Annotated in this window: 16 protein-coding genes; 11 read left to right on the top strand and 5 right to left on the bottom strand. The window is 65.8% G+C overall.

What is annotated here, in order from left to right; all coding sequences use genetic code 11:
- Positions 1-228 precede the first annotated feature (228 nt).
- The 5 genes from QW845_RS27285 (at position 229) to QW845_RS27265 (ending at position 3537) form a co-directional block, all read left to right on the top strand.
- Complete coding sequence (locus QW845_RS27285) at positions 229-630, top strand: hypothetical protein (RefSeq protein WP_315804612.1); 402 nt, start codon at positions 229-231, stop codon at positions 628-630.
- A gap of 104 nt (positions 631-734) precedes the next feature.
- The gene (gene hisE / locus QW845_RS27280; RefSeq protein ID WP_315804611.1) at positions 735-1133 is read left to right on the top strand and encodes a phosphoribosyl-ATP diphosphatase; all 399 of its coding nucleotides are present in this window, start codon (positions 735-737) and stop codon (positions 1131-1133) included.
- 69 nt (positions 1134-1202) lie between these two features.
- On the top strand, positions 1203-1784 hold the full coding sequence (locus QW845_RS27275; protein ID WP_315804684.1) for a YqaA family protein: 582 nt from the start codon (positions 1203-1205) through the stop codon (positions 1782-1784).
- Positions 1784-2425: a hypothetical protein gene (locus tag QW845_RS27270; protein ID WP_315804610.1), complete on the top strand. Its 642-nt coding sequence runs from the start codon at positions 1784-1786 to the stop codon at positions 2423-2425. The genes QW845_RS27275 and QW845_RS27270 overlap by 1 nt, the downstream gene beginning before the upstream one ends.
- A 143-nt stretch (positions 2426-2568) precedes the next feature.
- Complete coding sequence (locus tag QW845_RS27265) at positions 2569-3537, top strand: nitronate monooxygenase family protein (RefSeq protein ID WP_315804609.1); 969 nt, start codon at positions 2569-2571, stop codon at positions 3535-3537.
- An 84-nt stretch (positions 3538-3621) separates the two neighbouring features.
- Here the strand turns inward: QW845_RS27265 and QW845_RS27260 are convergent, their stop codons facing one another.
- The 4 genes from QW845_RS27260 to QW845_RS27245 all read right to left on the bottom strand — a co-directional run bounded on the left by QW845_RS27260 (position 3622) and on the right by QW845_RS27245 (position 9361).
- A complete protein-coding gene (locus QW845_RS27260) occupies positions 3622-5193 on the bottom strand; it encodes an ABC transporter substrate-binding protein (RefSeq protein WP_315804608.1) in 1572 nt (523 codons plus the stop codon).
- A 212-nt stretch (positions 5194-5405) separates the two neighbouring features.
- Positions 5406-6938: an ABC transporter substrate-binding protein gene (locus QW845_RS27255; RefSeq protein ID WP_315804607.1), complete on the bottom strand. Its 1533-nt coding sequence runs from the start codon at positions 6936-6938 to the stop codon at positions 5406-5408.
- Between the two features lie 131 nt (positions 6939-7069).
- Positions 7070-8680, bottom strand: coding sequence for an ABC transporter substrate-binding protein (locus QW845_RS27250; protein WP_315804606.1), 1611 nt, complete (start codon positions 8678-8680; stop codon positions 7070-7072).
- Positions 8681-8722: 42 nt separating this feature from the next.
- The gene (locus QW845_RS27245; RefSeq protein ID WP_315804605.1) at positions 8723-9361 is read right to left on the bottom strand and encodes a hypothetical protein; all 639 of its coding nucleotides are present in this window, start codon (positions 9359-9361) and stop codon (positions 8723-8725) included.
- A 519-nt stretch (positions 9362-9880) separates the two neighbouring features.
- On the opposite strand from QW845_RS27245, the gene minC reads away from it, so the two are divergent.
- From minC to QW845_RS27225, 4 genes are read left to right on the top strand one after another with little or no spacing between them, the layout of a single operon-like run.
- Positions 9881-10576: a septum site-determining protein MinC gene (minC, locus tag QW845_RS27240; protein WP_315804604.1), complete on the top strand. Its 696-nt coding sequence runs from the start codon at positions 9881-9883 to the stop codon at positions 10574-10576.
- Positions 10577-10596: 20 nt separating this feature from the next.
- Positions 10597-11412 (top strand): septum site-determining protein MinD, encoded by an 816-nt coding sequence (minD, locus tag QW845_RS27235; protein ID WP_315804603.1) that lies wholly within the window; start codon positions 10597-10599, stop codon positions 11410-11412.
- A complete protein-coding gene (gene minE, locus QW845_RS27230) occupies positions 11409-11684 on the top strand; it encodes a cell division topological specificity factor MinE (protein ID WP_315716282.1) in 276 nt (91 codons plus the stop codon). Before minD ends, minE begins: the two co-directional genes overlap by 4 nt.
- Before the next feature lie 21 nt (positions 11685-11705).
- Entirely contained in the window at positions 11706-12479 is a 774-nt protein-coding gene (locus tag QW845_RS27225) for a thioesterase family protein (protein ID WP_315804602.1), read from the top strand.
- A gap of 330 nt (positions 12480-12809) precedes the next feature.
- Here QW845_RS27225 and QW845_RS27220 read toward each other — a convergent pair whose 3' ends face one another.
- Complete coding sequence (locus QW845_RS27220; protein ID WP_315804601.1) at positions 12810-14501, bottom strand: methyl-accepting chemotaxis protein; 1692 nt, start codon at positions 14499-14501, stop codon at positions 12810-12812.
- Positions 14502-14743: 242 nt separating this feature from the next.
- Here QW845_RS27220 and QW845_RS27215 point away from each other — a divergent pair, with 242 nt between their 5' ends.
- Together QW845_RS27215 and QW845_RS27210 are read left to right on the top strand one after the other, a co-directional pair.
- Positions 14744-15166, top strand: a complete 423-nt coding sequence (locus QW845_RS27215) for a DUF1801 domain-containing protein (protein ID WP_315804600.1) — start codon at positions 14744-14746, stop codon at positions 15164-15166.
- A 420-nt stretch (positions 15167-15586) separates the two neighbouring features.
- Positions 15587-16666, top strand: a complete 1080-nt coding sequence (locus QW845_RS27210; protein ID WP_315804599.1) for a hypothetical protein — start codon at positions 15587-15589, stop codon at positions 16664-16666.
- The last annotated feature ends 667 nt before the right edge of the window (positions 16667-17333 follow it).

The raw sequence follows: 17333 nt of genomic DNA, 5'->3' as shown, positions 1-17333 counted from the left end.
CTAATCAGTTCGCCGGCCGTCGCGGGATCGTCATGTCAATTTCGTGACAACGTCGCTGTCTCGCTGCCCCGCTCGGGGCCGGCGGTGCCTCATCATGTCGGATCGAATGTGAACGGTCCATGAGCAAGGCCTGCGGCGATTTGCGGCTTCGACTCCGGGTTTCGCGAGGGGAACTGTGGGCGCAGTTCGCGAGTTGGTACGCGAGATTTGATCGTACGGAGAAAACACATGAACGCACAGTGCGGAAGTTTTTCCCGCTTTGGCCGTGCTACCGTCCTGGCGACGGTGGCCGCGGTGGCTTTGACGGCCGTGCAGCCGACACTCGCCTTTGCCGGCTCCGCGCCGGCCGACAAGGGTGTCGTCGCCAAGACGGCCAATGATGGCGGCCTGACCGATGTCAGCGCGCGCCGGCGCCACTATCGCGGCAATGGCGGCGCGGCGGCTGCGGCTGCCTTTGCCGGCATCGTCGGCACCGGCCTCGCCATCGCGGCGGCGCAGAACCGCCGTTCCTACTACGAGGACAACTATTACTATGGCCGTCCGGCCTATTACGGCTACGGGCCGCGCTATCAGTACTACGGCGGTGGCCCCTATTACGGTGGCGGCTATTATCATCACCCGCATTGGTGATGTGAGATCGGATGAGACGATCCGCCGGCCCTGGGCCGGCGGATTTTTTCTTGCCTGCTGCGAACGTTAATATGGGGGCCATCGATTTTAACTAGTGTGGCGAGATGACTGATTCGATCGATCGGCTTTATCGCGCTGTCCTGGCGGCCAGGGATCTCGATCCCGCGCGATCGCGCACGGCCAAGCTGATGCAGCAGGGCACGGCCAAGATGGCCAAGAAGCTCGCCGAAGAGGCGATCGAGGTCGCGATCGATGCCGTCGGTGGCGACGCCCAGGCCGTGGTGCGCGAAAGCGCCGACCTGATCTACAATCTGGCCGTGCTGTGGGCCGAGCTCGATGTCCAGCCCGAGGATGTCTGGCGCGAGATGGAACGGCGCGAGCTGATGCTCGGCATCGCCGAGAAGCTGCCGAAATCGCCCGTGAAGGTCGCCAAGGTCGCGTCCGGACGGGTGGCGGGGCGACCGATCGTCGCGGCCGACCGGACGATCCGCAAGCGGCACTAGTGCGGGGGTCCGATTCGGACCGGCATATGGGCCATGGACAAATCCTGCCCGGTTTGCTTCATCGCCACCATGCTCAGACGGATCTACGACTGGTGTATCGACGCCGCCCACAAGCCGCATGCCATGTGGATCATGGCCGCGGTCGCCTTCGCTGAAAGTTCGTTCTTTCCCGTTCCGCCGGATGTGATGCTGATCCCGATGTCGCTGGCGAAGCCGCAGCGGGCCTGGCTGTTCGCCGGCGTCTGCACGGTGGCCTCGGTCCTCGGTGGCATCGTCGGCTACGGCATCGGTGCGCTGCTCTATGACTCGCTCGGCCATTGGCTGATCCAGCTTTACGGCCTCGGCGACAAGGTCGAGGCGTTCCGCGCCTCCTATGCCGAGTGGGGCGCCGTCATCATCCTGCTGAAGGGATTGACGCCGATCCCCTACAAGCTGGTCACGATCACGTCGGGCTTCGCCGGCTATAATCTGTTTCTGTTCATCGTCTGCTCGATCATCGCGCGCGGTGGCCGCTTCTTTATCGCCGCGATATTGCTCAACCGCTATGGCGAATGGATCAGGGTGCGCATCGAGAGGCATCTCGGCCTGTGGGTGGCGATCGGCGCGGCCGTGCTGGTGGCCGGCTTCGTCATCGCCGTGAAGCTGATCTGATGCGGCCGCTGCGCCCGGGGCGGGGGGCGGGGGCAGCGCTGCTCGTGGTCGTCTCCGTGCTCTCTGCCGCCGCGGCATGCGCGCAAACGGCGCCTTCCTTGGGGTTGCGAGAAGCGCCGCAACAGCCACCGCCGGAGGCGCCTGCCGTCCAGCCTGCGCCGCCCTCCAATCCGGGTCTGGTGGAGGAGCTCGGCAAGCTGTTCGAGAAGATGTCGATCATTCCGCTGAAACCTTCGGGCGATGCCCGCGCCGAGCCGCCGGCGGCCGGCAGCGATCCCACCGGCGCTGCCGCGGATCAGCCCGCCGCGACACCGGTGCAGCCCAGCGGCGGCCCGGTCGCGCCGAAGGGCGCCGCCGACACCAAGGACGTGCTGAAGGAGACCGGCGAGACCTTGTCGCGCCTCGCCAAGCCCTCGAGCATGATCACCGGCCGCTCGGTCTGCCCGATTGCCACCAACGGCACGCCGGACTGCAAGCTCGGCGCCGACCGGCTGTGTCAGGGCAAGGGCTACAAGGAAGGCAAGAGCCTCAACACCGATTCCGCAGAGACCTGCTCCGCCAAGGTCTTGATCCCCGGCCGCCAGCGCAAGCCGGATGACTGCCGCACCGACACCTTCGTGACCTCGGCGCTTTGCCAATAGGCGACGCGCGCGTCAGCGCCTCAACGCAAGACCCCCCACGGGCTTTTCCGGTCCCTCTGAGAGCGAATTGCCAGCACGGCACGATGTCGGGCATGCTCGCGATCACGAGCGTCTCCGCATTTCACAACGAGGAATTCCCATCCATGTCCATGCCCGCCTTGTTCAAGGGCCGCCTGTCGATCCCGGTCATCGGCTCGCCGCTGTTCATCATCTCCGTGCCAGACCTGGTGATCGCGCAGTGCAAGGCCGGCGTGGTCGGTTCGTTTCCGGCCCTGAACGCGCGGCCGGCCGCGCTGCTCGACGAATGGCTGGCGCGCATCACGGAAGAGCTCGCCGCCTATGACCGGGCGCATCCGGAGCGCCCGTCGGCGCCGTTCGCCGTCAACCAGATCGTGCACCGCTCCAACAACCGGCTCGAGCAGGATCTCGCGCTGTGCGAGAAGTACAAGGTGCCGATGATGATCACCTCGCTCGGCGCGCGCGAGGAGCTGAACCAGGCGGCGCATGCCTGGGGCGGCATCGTCTTCCACGACGTCATCAATCAGTTCTTCGCCCACAAGGCGATCGAGAAGGGCGCCGACGGCCTGATCCTGGTCGCGGCCGGCGCCGGTGGACATGCCGGCACGATCTCGCCGTTTGCCTTCGTGGCGGAGACCCGGAGCTGGTTCGACGGCCCCATCGCGCTGTCCGGCGCGATCGCGAACGGCCGTGCCATCCGCGCCGCGCGCGTCCTCGGCGCCGACTTCGCCTATATCGGCTCGGCCTTCATCGCCACCAAGGAGGCGAATGCGGTCGAAAGCTACAAGGACATGATCACCAAGTCCGGCGCCGACGACATCGTCTATTCGAACCTGTTCACCGGCGTGCACGGCAACTACCTGAAGCCGTCGATCGTCGCCGCGGGCCTCGATCCGGACAACCTCCCGACCTCCGACCCGTCGAAGATGAGCTTCGGCACCGATGCCTCGGGCGAGCGCGCCAAGCCGAAGGCATGGAAGGAGATCTGGGGATCGGGGCAGGGCATCGGCGCCATCAAGGACGTGCTGCCCGCCGCCGAGCTGATCGCGCGCTTCAAGAAGGAATATGACGAAGCGATCGATCCGCCGCTCTGAGCGGCTTCGCGCCGGACAGAAGAAAAGCGCGGCAGCCAGGGCTGTCGCGCTTTTTTTTGCCGAGGCCGCAACAGAGCGGGCGAGCTACTCCAGCTCGATCGCCTGGAACTTGCCGCGCTCGTCCAGCGCGGTGCCCCAGATCTTGTGCGAGGCCTGGTGCTCGGCGCGGCCGAAGCCGAGCTTGGCGCCGAGACCGAGATCGATGTCACGCATGTTCTCCAGCGTGTCGATCAGCGCCTCGGTGTCGAGCTGCGGGCCGACCCGGCGCAGCGCCTGGATCAGCACGTTGGCCGAGACGTAGCCCTCGAACGACACGTAGGACGGCGCCTCGCCCGGGAAGTACTTCTCCAGCGCGCTCTTGTATTCGAGCACGGCGCTCGAATAGCCGCCGACGGCCGGCACCACCTGGGTGACGATCACGCCGCTGGCATAGCGCGGGCCGAGCAGCATCAGCTCGTCGGAGAGCTCGGTCGAACCCACGAAGGAGACGTTGGTGTAGATCATGTGCGGGAACAGATCGCGCGTCTTCTCGATGAACTTCGCGGCGGCGCGATAGGTTGCGACCATGACGATCGCCTTGGGCGGGTTCTTCAACGCCCTCAGCTGGTTGACCGCGTCGTCGACGTCGACCGTGTTGCGCTTGTAGTTGAGGCGCAAGATGGACGTATCGGCGAGGCCGAGCGTGCGGAAGGCCTTGGCCACACCGGAGAAGCCGGCATCACCATAGGCGTCCTGCTGCGCGAACACGGCAATGTCCTTGGCCGGCAGGCGGCGCAGCTTGACGAGGTAGCGCACGACGGTGTCGGTCTCTTCCGCGTAGCTGGCGCGATAGTTGAATACATAGCGATCCGGCGGATCGTTGCGCAGCAGGTTGGCGCCGGTGAACGCGCCGTAGAACAGCACGCGACGCTGCAGGGCGTAGGGCATCGCCACGGCAGAAGTTGGGGTGCCGACGTTGCCGACGAAGCCGAACACCTTGTCCTTCTCGTAGAGCTGCTTCATCGCGTCCAGCGTCCGCGACGGCTCGTAGCCGTCGTCGGCCGAATAGATCCGCAGCGAGCGCCCGGCGATGCCGCCGGCGTCGTTGGCGCGGTTGAAGGCAGCCTCGATGCCCATCTTCATCTGCCGGCCGAGCTCCTTGGCAGCGCCGGAGAACGGAGCGGCGATGCCGAAGCGGATCTCGTTGGCGGTGACGCCCTGGACGTTGGTCGTGGACGCCGGCGGCAGCGTCGCGGTCGGTGCCGTCGCGGCGACAGCCGCGGACGGGGCGATCACCCCGGCGAGGCTGGTGGCGGTCTGGCTCGGCGCGCTTTGCCCGAGCGAGCGCTCGAGCTCGGCGAGCTGGCGGCCCGCGGAGTTACAGTCGGTCTGAGCCGCCCCGACGCGGTTGCGTCCATCGGCGACGTAGCCGTTGAAGACGCGGGTGAGCTCGTCACGATCCGAGCCGCCGGTGGAGGCCTCCCGGATCACCTCGCGAAACTTGTCGACAATGGCCTGAACGCGGCCCTGGTCGATCGCCTGACAGGCGGATGCTGCTCCCACGATCGGCCCGACCCGGCTCGCAAGATTACGCACCACATCCGCATTGGTGCCCGCCGCGCTGGCGGGCGTTGCGAGCAATGCCGCAACCAAGAACACGCTACAACGAAAGTTCATTGCCACTATCCCACTTTGGACCCCATCCAGGTCTTCCGCCTGGTGAATTGACGCCGTGTCTGCGACGGAGAAGACATAAGACCGTCACCATGCACAGACCAGCCTTTCCTAAGAGCATGACCATTTCGGTAACCCGACACGCCTTTTTCCGATCATACTTTAGGACCTGCTAACGAAACGTCTTCACCAGTTCTTCCCCTTCGAAGCTAATTCTACTCAAGTTCGATTGCCTGATACGTGCCGGTTTCGTCGAGTGCGGTGCCCCAGATCTTGTGCGAGGCCTGGTGCTCCGCGCGTCCAAATGCGAGCGTCGTGCCGAGGCCGAGATCGAGGCTGCGCATCGATTCGAGCGTGTCGATCAGCCGCTCGGTGTCGAGCGGATTGGTCTGCTTCAACGCCTGGATCAAAATCGTCGCCGAGATATAGCCTTCGAGTGACGTGTAGTCCGGTGCCTCGCCGGGCGCGTATTTGGCCAGGGCGCTCTTGTAGTCGAGCACGAGGCTTGAGTAGCCCGAAACCGCCGGCACGCCCTGCGTCACGATGACGCCGTTGGTGAAGCGCGGGCCGAGCAGCTTGAGCTCGGTCGCGAGCGAGGTCGAGCCGACGGCGGACACGTTGGCGTAGATCAGGCCCGGCACCGCGTCGCGCGTCTTCTCGATGAACTTCGCGGCGGCGCGATCGGTCGCGACCATGATGATCGCCTTCAGTCCCGGCTTGTGCGCCTTGACCTGATTGACCGCCTCTTCCACGTCCATCGTCGCGCGCGGATAGTTGATTCGCGTCACGGTATCGCCGATGTTCAACTGTCGGTAGGCCTTCGCGACACCGGTGTAACCGTCGTCGCCGAATGGGTCCTGCTGGGTGAACACTGCGATCTGCTTGGGCGAGACGCGCTTCATCCTGATCAGGTAGCGCACCAGCGCTGCAGTCTCCTCGGCGTAGCTCGCCCGATAGTTGAAGACGTAGCGATCCGGAGGATCGCGTCGCACCACGGCTGCGCCGGTGTTCGGCGCGAAGAACAGCGTGCGCCGCTCCAGCGCATAGGGGATCGCCACCTGCGAGTTGGCGGTGCCGACGTTGCCGATGAAGCCGAACACCTGCTCCTTGTCGTAGAGCTGCGTCATCGCCGCCAGCGTGCGGTTCGGATCGTAGCCGTCGTCCGCCGCCACGAGGCGGAGCATGCGCCCGTTGACGCCGCCGGCATCGTTGGTGCGTGCGAACGCGGCCTCGATGCCCTGGCGCATCTGACGCCCGGTCTCCTTGCGGATGCCGGAGAACGGCAGGACCATGCCGAAGCGGATCTCGCGGTCGGTGATGCCGCGCACGGGGCCGGCGGTGACGGCGCCGGTCGTCGTTTCGGCCTTGACCGGTGTGATCGGGGCCGTCGCCGCAGCCGGCTCGCCGAGCGAGCGTTCGAGCTCCGTCAGTTGCCGCTCCGCGGCCGCGCAGGTCGCCTGCGAGGCGCCCGTACGACTACGGCCCTCGGCGATGTAGCCATTGAAGCTGCGGGTCAGCTGATCGCGCTCGCCGTCATTCCTCGTCGCCTGGCGGATGGCTTCGCGGAATTTGTCGACCATGCCCTGGACGCGGCCCTGCGCGATGTCCGGGCAGGCGGAGGCCTGTCCCACGATCGGCCCAACCCGGCTGCCGAGCTCCCTGACGACGTCGGGAGCCGCCGCCAGAGCGGGGCTGAAGGGAGCTGCGAAAACACTCCCGATGATCAACGTGGACCAACGCACGGCCATCGAACCTTCCACCTGCTCAGCCTGTTTCAAACCCTCTTCGTTCTACTATTCGTGGCATTTCGAATTAATGTCGGGTTTCTCTGTCGCTCTTTTGTCGTGGTAGTCGAGGCCGTCGCGCCTCCAGCGGTATCCTATTCAAGTTCGACGGGTTGGTAGGTGCCGCTGTTGTCAAGTGCCGTGCCCCAGATCTTGTGCGAAGCTTGGTGTTCGGCGCGGCCGAAGCCGAGCTGTGTGCCCAGGCCGAGATCGATGTTGCGCATGTTCTCGAGCGTTTCGACCAGTTGCTCGGTATCGAAGTTCGGGCCCGCGCGCTTCAGTCCCTCGATCAGGATGCTCGCCGCGATGTAGCCCTCGAGCGAGGTGTAGTCGGCCGGCTCGCCCGGGGCATATTTCGCAAGTGCGGTCTTGTATTCGAGCACCAGGCTCGAATAGCCGGAGACGCCGGGCACGGTCTGGCTGACGATCACGCCCTCGGCGTAGCGCGGTCCGAGCAGCATCAGCTCGCTGGCGAGCGCCGAGCCAGCAACCGCGGAGATGTTGGCGAAGATGACGCCCGGAAATACGCCCTGGGCCTTCTCGATGAACTTGGCTGCGGCGCGCGTCGTCGCCAGCATCACCACCGCCTTGACCGGGGTCTTCAGCAGCTTCAGCTGATTGATGGCGTCGTCGACCTCGACCGTGTTGCGCGGATAGTTGACCCGGACGATCGAATTGTCGCTCACCCCGAGCGTCCGGAATGCCTTTGCCACGCCGGCGAAGCCCGCGTCGCCGAAGGCGTCGTTCTGCGCGAACACGACGATCTGGCGCGGATGCAGCCTTCGCATCTTCACGAGATAATGGACCAGCGCGTCGGTCTCCTCGGCATAGCTCGGCCGGTAGTTGAAGACGTAGCGGTCGGGCGGATCGTGGCGCACGACGTTGGCGCCGGTATAGGGCGCGAAGAACAGCGTGCGGCGCTCGAGCGCGTAGGGGATGGCGACCGCGGCGGTGGCCGAGCCGAAATTGCAGATATAGCCGAACACCTGCTCCTTCTCGTAGAGCAGTTTCATCGCATCCAGCGTGCGCGCGGGATCGTAGCCGTCATCGGCAGTGACGAGCTTGAGCATGCGGCCGTTGACGCCGCCGGCCTCGTTGACGCGATTGAACGCCGTCTCGACGCCGATCTTGAGCAGTCGCCCGCTCTCCTTCACCGGTCCGCTGTAGGGAATGACCATGCCGAGCTTGATCTCGCTCTGCGTCACCCCGCGCACGTTGCCGGCCGGCGGCAGCAGTTGCGCCGGGACGGTTGCGGCCTGCGCCGTCGCAGGTCCGATGCTCACGGCAGGCAGGTTCGCGCGCGCCGGAGGCGGCGCTGCGATGGATCGTTCGAGATCGGCAAGCTGCCGGTCGGCGCCGCCGCAATCCATCCGGCCTGACGTGACAAGGCTGCGGCCTTCGGCCACATAGCGGTCGAGCAGGCGCGTCAGCTCGTCACGGTCGGCCTCGCTGGACGCGGCCTCGCGGATGACGAGCTGGAATTTCTCGATGATGGCCTGGATGCGCGGCCGGGCGATGTCGCGGCACGCGAGTGCTGCGCCAATGATCGGGCCGACGCGGCTGCCGAGCTGGCGCGCCACGCTCACACTCTCGCCGGGCGCGGCAACGGCCTCGCCGGCCACGAGGGACGCGAGCAGGATGGCTGCCACACGGGCGTGAGCCAGCGGACGGCGTGCTGCCGCTTTCTGCGGTAGGACGTCGATCATCGTCGCCTGTGAAGTGTTGGAAGCTGGATCAGTCGTAGAGGGTTAGCGAACCCGCTCCATCTGACCCGTCTTCTGGTTCCACTGCATGAACTGCTGCAGCATGGGCTTTTCGGGATTGTCGGAATCTGCCGCGGGCTCCGGAGCGTCCGCGAGCAGCGACTTGAACTGCGACAGCGCCGGGGCGGCCTGAGCCTCGACCCGCTCCGGCAGCGCGCTGGTCTGATCCGCCTTGGCGTCCTGCACGTCGGCGGCGACCGGCGGCAGCGTCTTCATCGACTGCACGGCGGCGACGAAGGACGAGCTCGCGTCGGGCTGGCGCCACACCGGCACGATGTTGACGAAGAACAGCGCGACGACGGCGGCGACGCCGGTTGCGGCGGCGAAGCGGCCGGCCACCTTGAACACGACCGAGCGGCGGTCGCGCTCGCGCTCCAGATCCGGCGGCTCGCGCATGACCTGGGGATTCAGCGATTGGCGAAGGGATTCGAACACGGCGGTCTCCAGGCGAGCATCGAGCGGTCCTTGCTGTCCCGAAGCGGGACGCTCGGCCGCCTCCGCTGCCTTGGCATTGTCACCGACGAGAGATAGACGCGCGGCTTCCGGACGTTCGCGCAGCCACCGCGGTGCATAGTGCAGCGGGTCCTGCGGGTTCATCGGATTCTGTTCACTCAACGAACTCATACGCTACTCCTCTGACGCTCGATTCCGGTAAACTGATACGCTTCTGCCACGGTCGTATGAGAGCTAGTTTCAAACGAAGAGCGGGAGCGGTTCTGCCACTTCAGATCACACGGAATCATTTGCAGAATCAGACGTTTCGCGTCGATCAGCGATCGCACGCCAGCAGTCCCTTCCTGCAAGGCGCCGTGGCACGTTTGCCGTGCCTTGGGCGCCTCTATCGATCCCATGCCCCGCCCCCTGACGAGTGTCAATCGATCGGAACTTCCTAAAGCCGTCGGTTCCGAATTATATGTACGTTAAAGTTATCATCATGATGTGATTAAAATGAGGCATGACAGGTCTTGACGCAGATGCTCATGAATTGCGTCTCATTGATGCCAACATTGCGCCTTGATTCGATCATCATCGAACTATGTCGGGCGGGCCGCTGTCGATTTTTGAGCGGCTTAGCGTCGATTTAACCATCCGTTAACCATCTGGCGCCGACAGTTAACCAATCACTAAGAAGGGTTGGGTCGGATGGTCATGAGTGCCAGCGCTGAAACGGTGCGTCCTGTTATTCGTCTGCGCGGGCGCTCCTACGTCGCCTTCGTGTTTTCGCCGGTTGTGCCGATTGCCGATTGGCTGGCTGAGCTCGATGCAACGCTCGCGGGCTCGCCCGGCTTCTTCGTCGGCAAGCCGATCGTGCTCGATCTCTCGGCGCTGGATCTGAGCCCGCTCGCCATCACCCATCTCATCAAGAGCATCGAGTCGCGCAACATCCGCGTGCTCGGCCTCGAAGGCGTCGAGCAGGGGCGGCTGTCGCTCGGCATGCCGCCCTTGTTGTCCGGCGGCCGTCACTGCGCCGTGCAGGAGATCGAGCCGGAGAAGCCACAGCTGCAGCAGCCGACCTCGCTGCTGCTCGACCAGCCCGTACGCTCGGGCCAGTCGATCGTGTTTCCCGATGGCGACGTCACCGTGCTCGGCGCGGTGTCGTCGGGCGCCGAGATCGTCGCCGGCGGCTCGATCCACGTCTACGGCGCGCTGCGCGGCCGCGCGATGGCCGGCATCAACGGCAACGCGGCGGCGCGCATCTACTGCCAGAGGATCGAGGCCGAGCTGGTCGCGATCGACGGCTACTACCAGACCGCCGAGCAGATCGATGCCGCGTTGCGCGGCCGGGCCGCGCAGGCGCGGCTCGAAGGTCATTCCATGAAGATCGTTGCATTGAACTGAGTAGCAGGAGGATTCCCAAAATGTCGAAAGTACTTGTTGTAACGTCGGGCAAGGGTGGCGTCGGCAAGACCACCACGACGGCGGCGATGGGCGCGGCGCTGGCGCAGGCCGGCGAGAAGGTCGTCGTCGTCGATTTCGACGTCGGCCTGCGCAACCTCGACCTGGTGATGGGCGCGGAGCGCCGCGTCGTGTTCGATCTCATCAACGTGGTGCATGGCGTCGCCAAGCTGCCGCAGGCCCTGATCCGCGACAAGCGGCTGGAGAATCTGTGGCTGCTGCCGGCCTCGCAGACCAAGGACAAGGACGCGCTGACCGAGGATGGCGTCGGCCGCGTCATCACCGAGCTGCGCAAGACATTCGACTGGGTGATCTGCGACAGCCCGGCCGGCATCGAGCGCGGCGCGATGCTCGCGATGCGCTACGCCGATGAGGCCCTCATCGTCACCAATCCCGAAGTGTCGTCGGTGCGCGATTCCGACCGCATCATCGGCATGCTCGATTCCAAGACCGTGCGCGCCGAGAACGGCGAGCGCGTCGAGAAGCACATCCTCATCACCCGCTACGATGCGGGCCGTGCCGCGCGCGGCGAGATGCTGTCGATCGACGACGTGCTGGAGATCCTGGCGACGCCGCTGCTCGGCATCGTGCCGGAGAGCCAGGACGTGCTGCGCGCCTCCAATGTCGGCTGCCCGGTGACGCTCAACAGCCCGGCCAGCGCGCCGGCGCGCGCCTATCACGATGCAATGCGCCGCCTGCTCGGCGAGGAGGTCGAGATGCAGATCCCGACCGAGCGCAAGGGCCTGATGAACCTGCTCCTGGGACGGAGGGCTGCATGAGTGTGCTGCGGCTCTTTACGGGGCGTGCGGCCTCCGCGCCCGTCGCGCGGGAGCGGCTGCAGATCCTGCTCGCGCATGAGCGCAGCCTGCGCGGCCAGCCCGATCTCCTGATGCAGCTGCGCGAGGAAATCCTCGCCGTGGTTTCGCGCCATGTGGTACTTGATCCGGACAAGGTCATCGTTCGCATGGACCGGGGAAAGCATGTCTCGACGCTCGAGGTCGACATCGAACTGCCCAATGGCGCCGACCGCGCCTTTGCCAGCGCCGGCTGAGACGTGGCGAGGCGCGCGCTGATGCGGCCGATCTTCCGCATCGCGGACAATCGGGTTGCCGTCAGCTCCGATGCTGCGGGACCATGGGATCCGACCATGCAACATGGGTCTGCGCCATCGGCGCTGGCCGTGTGGGCGGCCGAGAGCATTCCCACGAAGTCGCCGATGCGCATCGCCCGCGTCACCATCGACCTGATGCGCCCGGTGCCGCTCGCAGAGCTCCTCATCGAGACCGAGGTGCTGCGCGAGGGGCGCAAGATCCAGCTCTGCGCGGTGCGCTTGCGCGCCGGCGACACGGTGGTCGTCACGGCGACGGTGCTCAAGATCAGGCAGGACGCGGTGCCGCTGCCGGACGATGTCCGCGAGCTGCCGGTCGATCTGGTCGGCCCGGACGAGGCCCTGCCGGAGCCGGCTGATTTCTCGACCAGCCCCTTCGTCCGCGGCATGACCCTGCGCGCCGCGCGCGGCCGGTTCGGCGTCAAGGGTCCCGGCGCGATCTGGTACCGCGTCGACTGGCCGCTGGTCGAAGGCCACGCGGTGTCGCAAGCGATGCGCGCCGTGGTCGCGAGCGACTTCTGCAACGGCACCTCCGCCGCGCTCGACTTCCACAGCTACACGTTCCTCAACGCCGACCTCACCGTGAACATGGCGCGCGAGCCGGTCGGCGACTGGATCCTGCTCGACGCCGAAAGCTGGATCGGCCCGGACGGCGCCGGGCTGGCGATGGCGCGATTGGGTGATGCGAGAGGCTATTTCGGCCGCGTGGTGCAGAGCCTGGTGATCGAGAAGCGGTGAGGGGGCGGTCCGCCGTCCGTATCTCGTTCATAGCGGGTTGGCGAACTGATCACCGCACCAGTGCTGCTTCGCTTCCAACGGCGCGCCGCGGCGAGGTGTCATGAGGTTGCGCCGGTGATCGGCGGTTGCTTGCTTCGTTACGGGTGAACCAATCAACCCTGCGCCAAGCTCCGCTGCGCCCTCTCCCCGCTCGCGGGGGAGAGTTGGAGAGGGGGCGCCACGCACACCGCCGCTGGAGCGGCCCCCTCCCTAGCCCTCCCCCGCAAGCGGGAGAGGGAACGCACCGCCGTTGTCGCGACTGAACGAGTCCGACCACGAATGATCTCGCTCTCACGCCGCGCGCACCGTGCCGAGGAAGCGCCCGACCTCCAGCTTCAGCCGGTTGCTGTCCTGCGACAGCGACTGCGCCGCCGACAGCACCTGCGACGAGGCCGAGCCGGTTTCGCTGGCGCCATGCTGCACCTCGGTGATGTTGGACGACACTTCGTGCGTGCCCTGTGCCGCCTGCTGGATGTTGCGCGAGATCTCCTGCGTCGCTGCGCCCTGCTCCTCGACCGCCGCGGCGATGGTCGAGGAAATCTCGGACAGCCGTTCGATGGTGCCGCTTATCTCCCTGATGGCGCCGACCGACTCCTGGGTCGCCGCCTGGATGCCGGAGATCTGCTGGCCGATCTCGCCGGTCGCCTTGGCGGTCTGCTCGGCCAGCGCCTTGACCTCGGAGGCGACCACGGCGAAGCCGCGGCCGGCTTCGCCGGCGCGCGCCGCCTCGATGGTGGCATTGAGCGCGAGCAGGTTGGTCTGCCCGGCAATGGTGTTGATCAGCTCGACGACGTCGCCGATGCGCGCTGCGGCCTTGGACAACTCGCCGACGCGGTCGTTGGTCTTGCGCGCCTGGTCGACGGCCTCGTTGGCCATCCGCGCGGATTCCTGCACCTGCCGGCTGATCTCGGTGACCGACGAGCTCAGCTCCTCCGTGGCGGATGCGACCGACTGCACGTTGGCGGTCGCCTGCTCGGATGCGGCCGCGACGGTGGTGGTGCGCTGCTGTGTGCGTTCGGCGGTCGAGGTCAGCGTCGTGGCCGACGCTTCGAGCTCGGTCGAGGCCGAGGAGACCGTGTTGATGATCTCACCGACCGCGCTCTCGAAGCTGTTGGCCAGGTCATGCATGTCGCGCTTGCGCCGCTCGACGGCGAGCTTCTCGGCCTCCGCCTGCTCGGCGCGCAGTTTCTCGGTCTCGATGGCGTTGTTCTTGAACACCAGCACGGCGCCCGCCATGTTGCCGATCTCGTCCTTGCGGTCGGTGCCGGGAATCGGCGCCGCCATGTCGCCGCCGGCGAGCCGGCGCATCGCCTCCGTCATCGCCGTGATCGGGCGCGACACGCCGGCCACGATCAGGTAGCCCATCGCGATGCAGAGCAGCGCCGCCAGTGCGATCACACCCAGAATCCAGGCGCGCGAGGACAGATAGACCGCGGCGCCCTTGTCGGCTTCCTTCTTGCCCTGCTCGACGTTCCAGGCGAGGTCCTGTTCCAGCGCCTTGCGGGCCAGCACGAAGTCGTCGCGCAGCTTGCCCATGAACAGCGCGGTTGCGGCGTCGACCTGGTTCTTGCGTGACAGTTCGAGCAACTGCTTGCTGTCGTCGAGATAGGTGGTCCACGGCGTCTTGAACGCAGCCACCAGCGCCTTCTCCTCCGACGTCGTCACCGTCGGCTCGTAGAGGCGCCAGGTCTTGTCGAACAGCTCGAGGCTTTCGGCGATCTGCCGTTCCTGGATTGCCTTTTCGTCGGCCGTGGTCGCCAGCAGGAACTGACCCTGCCGGGCACGATATTGCTCGATCGATTTGGAGATGGTTCCGAGCCATCCGGTCGCCGGCAGCCAGTTGTCGCGCACTTCCGCAGCCGAGCCGTTCACGCTACCGAGACGATCGATGGAGAAGCCGCCGAGCCCCATTGCCGTGATCAGCACGATGCCGAACGCCAGCAGGACCTTGTTGCGAATGGACAGGTTGGAAAACGACGGCATCTGCGACTCCGGCTTCGATAGGTCCAGGGATTGGGTGCAGCCGGCTCGAAGAGAGCGCGTTACTGCAAATCGGCGCGACGAGCGCTCGTCGGTGAGGCGTCGTGGTCCGCGCGTGCGCCCGATTTGGCCGGGGATTTATAAAGATTGCTCTAAACTTGAGCAGACCAGGATAGCCGTATAAGTACGGCGCGCTGCGAACTACACGCAGATGGAACTACGCGCAGGTGAACGGAACAAGCGTCATGGCGAAATCAACGAAGGCTGAAGGTGCCGGCGAGGGGAGCCAGTCTCCGTCGGAACTGATCGACGTCCGGATCAAGCAACTCGGTGACTGGCGCGGCGTCACGCTCGGCCATGTGCGTGATCTCATCAGACAGGCCGATCCCGATATCGTCGAAGAATGGAAGTGGCGCGGCGTTCCCGTGTGGTCGCATGGCGGCATCGTTTGCACCGGCGAAACCTACAAGGCGGCTGTGAAGCTCACTTTCCTCAAGGGAGCTTCGGTGCCTGACCCTTCCGGCCTCTTCAACGCCAGCCTCGACGGCAACACCCGCCGCGCCATCGACCTTCACGAAGGCGACGTGATCGACGAGGCGGCGTTCATGGCGCTGATCCGCGCCGCGGTTGCGCTGAATGGGACGAAGCGGAGCGGTCGGAAAGCGTAGCAGGGGCGGTGCAGCAGCGGACGGCAATCCTCACGCGTCGCTGCCCGCCCGGGGTCGCGAGCCAACGGGCCGCTGCGCATGCGCGGCGCGATGACAGGCGATGACAGGCTTAGCGAAGCACACCAGTTGCAGGAAACGGTCGAGCACCTGACGAACTCGCTGGAGTTGCGCCGCGCAACGAAACCGGCTATTCAGCGCCACCCCAACTTCAACGCAGGAGGCGACGATGTCCAGACTCGCACGCTTCCCGGGCTCGCTGCGCGATCATTGACGCGGCCACCGGGATGATTGTCCCGGATATGATGTGACTCTTTCACAACTCATCGAAAAGCCCGCGGCCCTCCTGGCCTGCGCTTGAACACTTGTGTCATGACATCTCATCCTCTGCTGACTCCCCGCCGGGAGCCGGTGCGTTCTTCGTTGTGTGAACGTCGGCTGCGGCGCTATGCGTCTCGTTTCCAGTCCCGCGTCACTGCGCTGGCGCAGCGCCATCCGCATCTCGCCGACCTCGCGCTGAGCTTTCCGGCGCTGTTGTTCGCGCTGGCGGTGCCGCGCAAACAGGTTGACCCGGAGCCGGCGATTGCTCGCGTGATCGCGGGACGTTCGCTTGCCGAGGCGGCCGCCGCGGCGGGCTTGCCAATGTGGCTGCGCAAGCTGCCGCCGGAGGCGTTCGTTTGTCCGATCCCGCGGCTGCCGGATGGCGATCTGTTCCGCAGGCAGATCGGCAATCACTTGCCGCGCTCGCCGAAGCTGATGCCGATATGGCTGCAACTCGTCTCGGAGATGGCGACCATCGCCCATGAGGCCGCCGCCGTCTGGATCGCGCGGGAGTACGTCCGTGCGCCGAAGATCGTGAACCGCGACCGCGTGCATCTGCTCGCCCTGTGGATCTGGTTCTCTGGCCAGCCCGGCCGTCTCGCCCACGATCTCATCGAACGGCCGTGGACGCCGGACATGAGGTTCGATGCCGCAATCACTGCCGCATCCAACTGGCGCGGTCGGATCTCGCTGCATCTCAATCTCGGTCAATTGCCGATCAGCGACATGTGGCTCGATCCCGGCCGGATCGGGGACTATGAGTTCAGGCCGCTCGACAAGATTCCGGATCTGGTCGACGAAGCGGCCGCCATGCGCAATTGTGTCCGCACCTACGGCGCTGACATCGTCCACAACCGCTCGCGGCTGTGGAGCGTCCGTCACCGGGGTGAACGCGTCGCGACGCTGGAGGTCGGCCGCCACTGGCGCGATCCTTTGCTGAACATCGTCCAGCTCAAGGGGGCCGGAAACGCGGCCGCGTCGTACGACCTGTGGTGGATCGCGCGACGCTGGCTGCATCTGCACGATCTCTCACAGATCAAGCCGGCCAGGATGAAGTGGGGCCAGGCGCCGCTCGACCACGTCACTTGGCGCGCGCTGTGGCGGCCCTATTGGCTTGCAAAAAGCCGGATTCCCGACTGGCTGCCGCTCGCGCCTTCGCGCGACGCGTTCGGTGCGCTGTGATGAAGCCGCGCGTCGGCGCGGCCGCGCTGGACCCGACGAACGACTCGGGCAGTATCCCGGCAATCGCGCAGAGCGGGGCCATGAACCGACGGAGGTGATTTGCCCGACGAGCGGACTCTCTCACATTCACCGTGGTTCGAGGGCCGCCCCGCGCAGCGGAAACCGCGTGCGCCGAATGTGAAATTCGGCAACGCCTTCAAGCCGATTTGGCCTGTCCAGATCCTCGACGAAAAATATTCGACTTTGCATTATCAGAAATATCTGTTTTCCTCTTCTCATCCCGCCTCACTGACGAGGGGCGCTTCGCGAACGTCACGACGCGTTGGGGTGGGAGGCGGTGGCCGCGACGGGCGCAGCGTGCTCCAAGCATGCCGACGTACGTCTCGTCGCGGACGGTGAAGTCGCAGGGTCCTGGCCTCCCGACGCTGAGGTCAAGTTTCGTGAGATCGCCCAGGGGCATCTTGCGGGACGACGGTGGCAAACAAGCCCGGTCGCCGGGGAGACTGCGTATAATCCGTCAACCCATCGCGCAGGGAAGGCCGGGTCTATCCGGCCGAACCTGTGGTTCTGCCGCGTGCTTTTTTGCTGCACGCGGACCGCAGGCCTCGGTCGAGGCCTGGCCTTCCCTGCACCCTCCGTCTGATGGAGGGGAGAACGTCAGCAAGAC

The organism is Bradyrhizobium sp. SZCCHNS3002 (assembly GCF_032377435.1).
Taxonomy (GTDB): Bacteria; Pseudomonadota; Alphaproteobacteria; order Rhizobiales; family Xanthobacteraceae; genus Bradyrhizobium.
The sequence above is the reverse complement of the archived record's forward strand: the minus strand, read 5'-3'. Positions and strand labels throughout refer to the sequence as shown.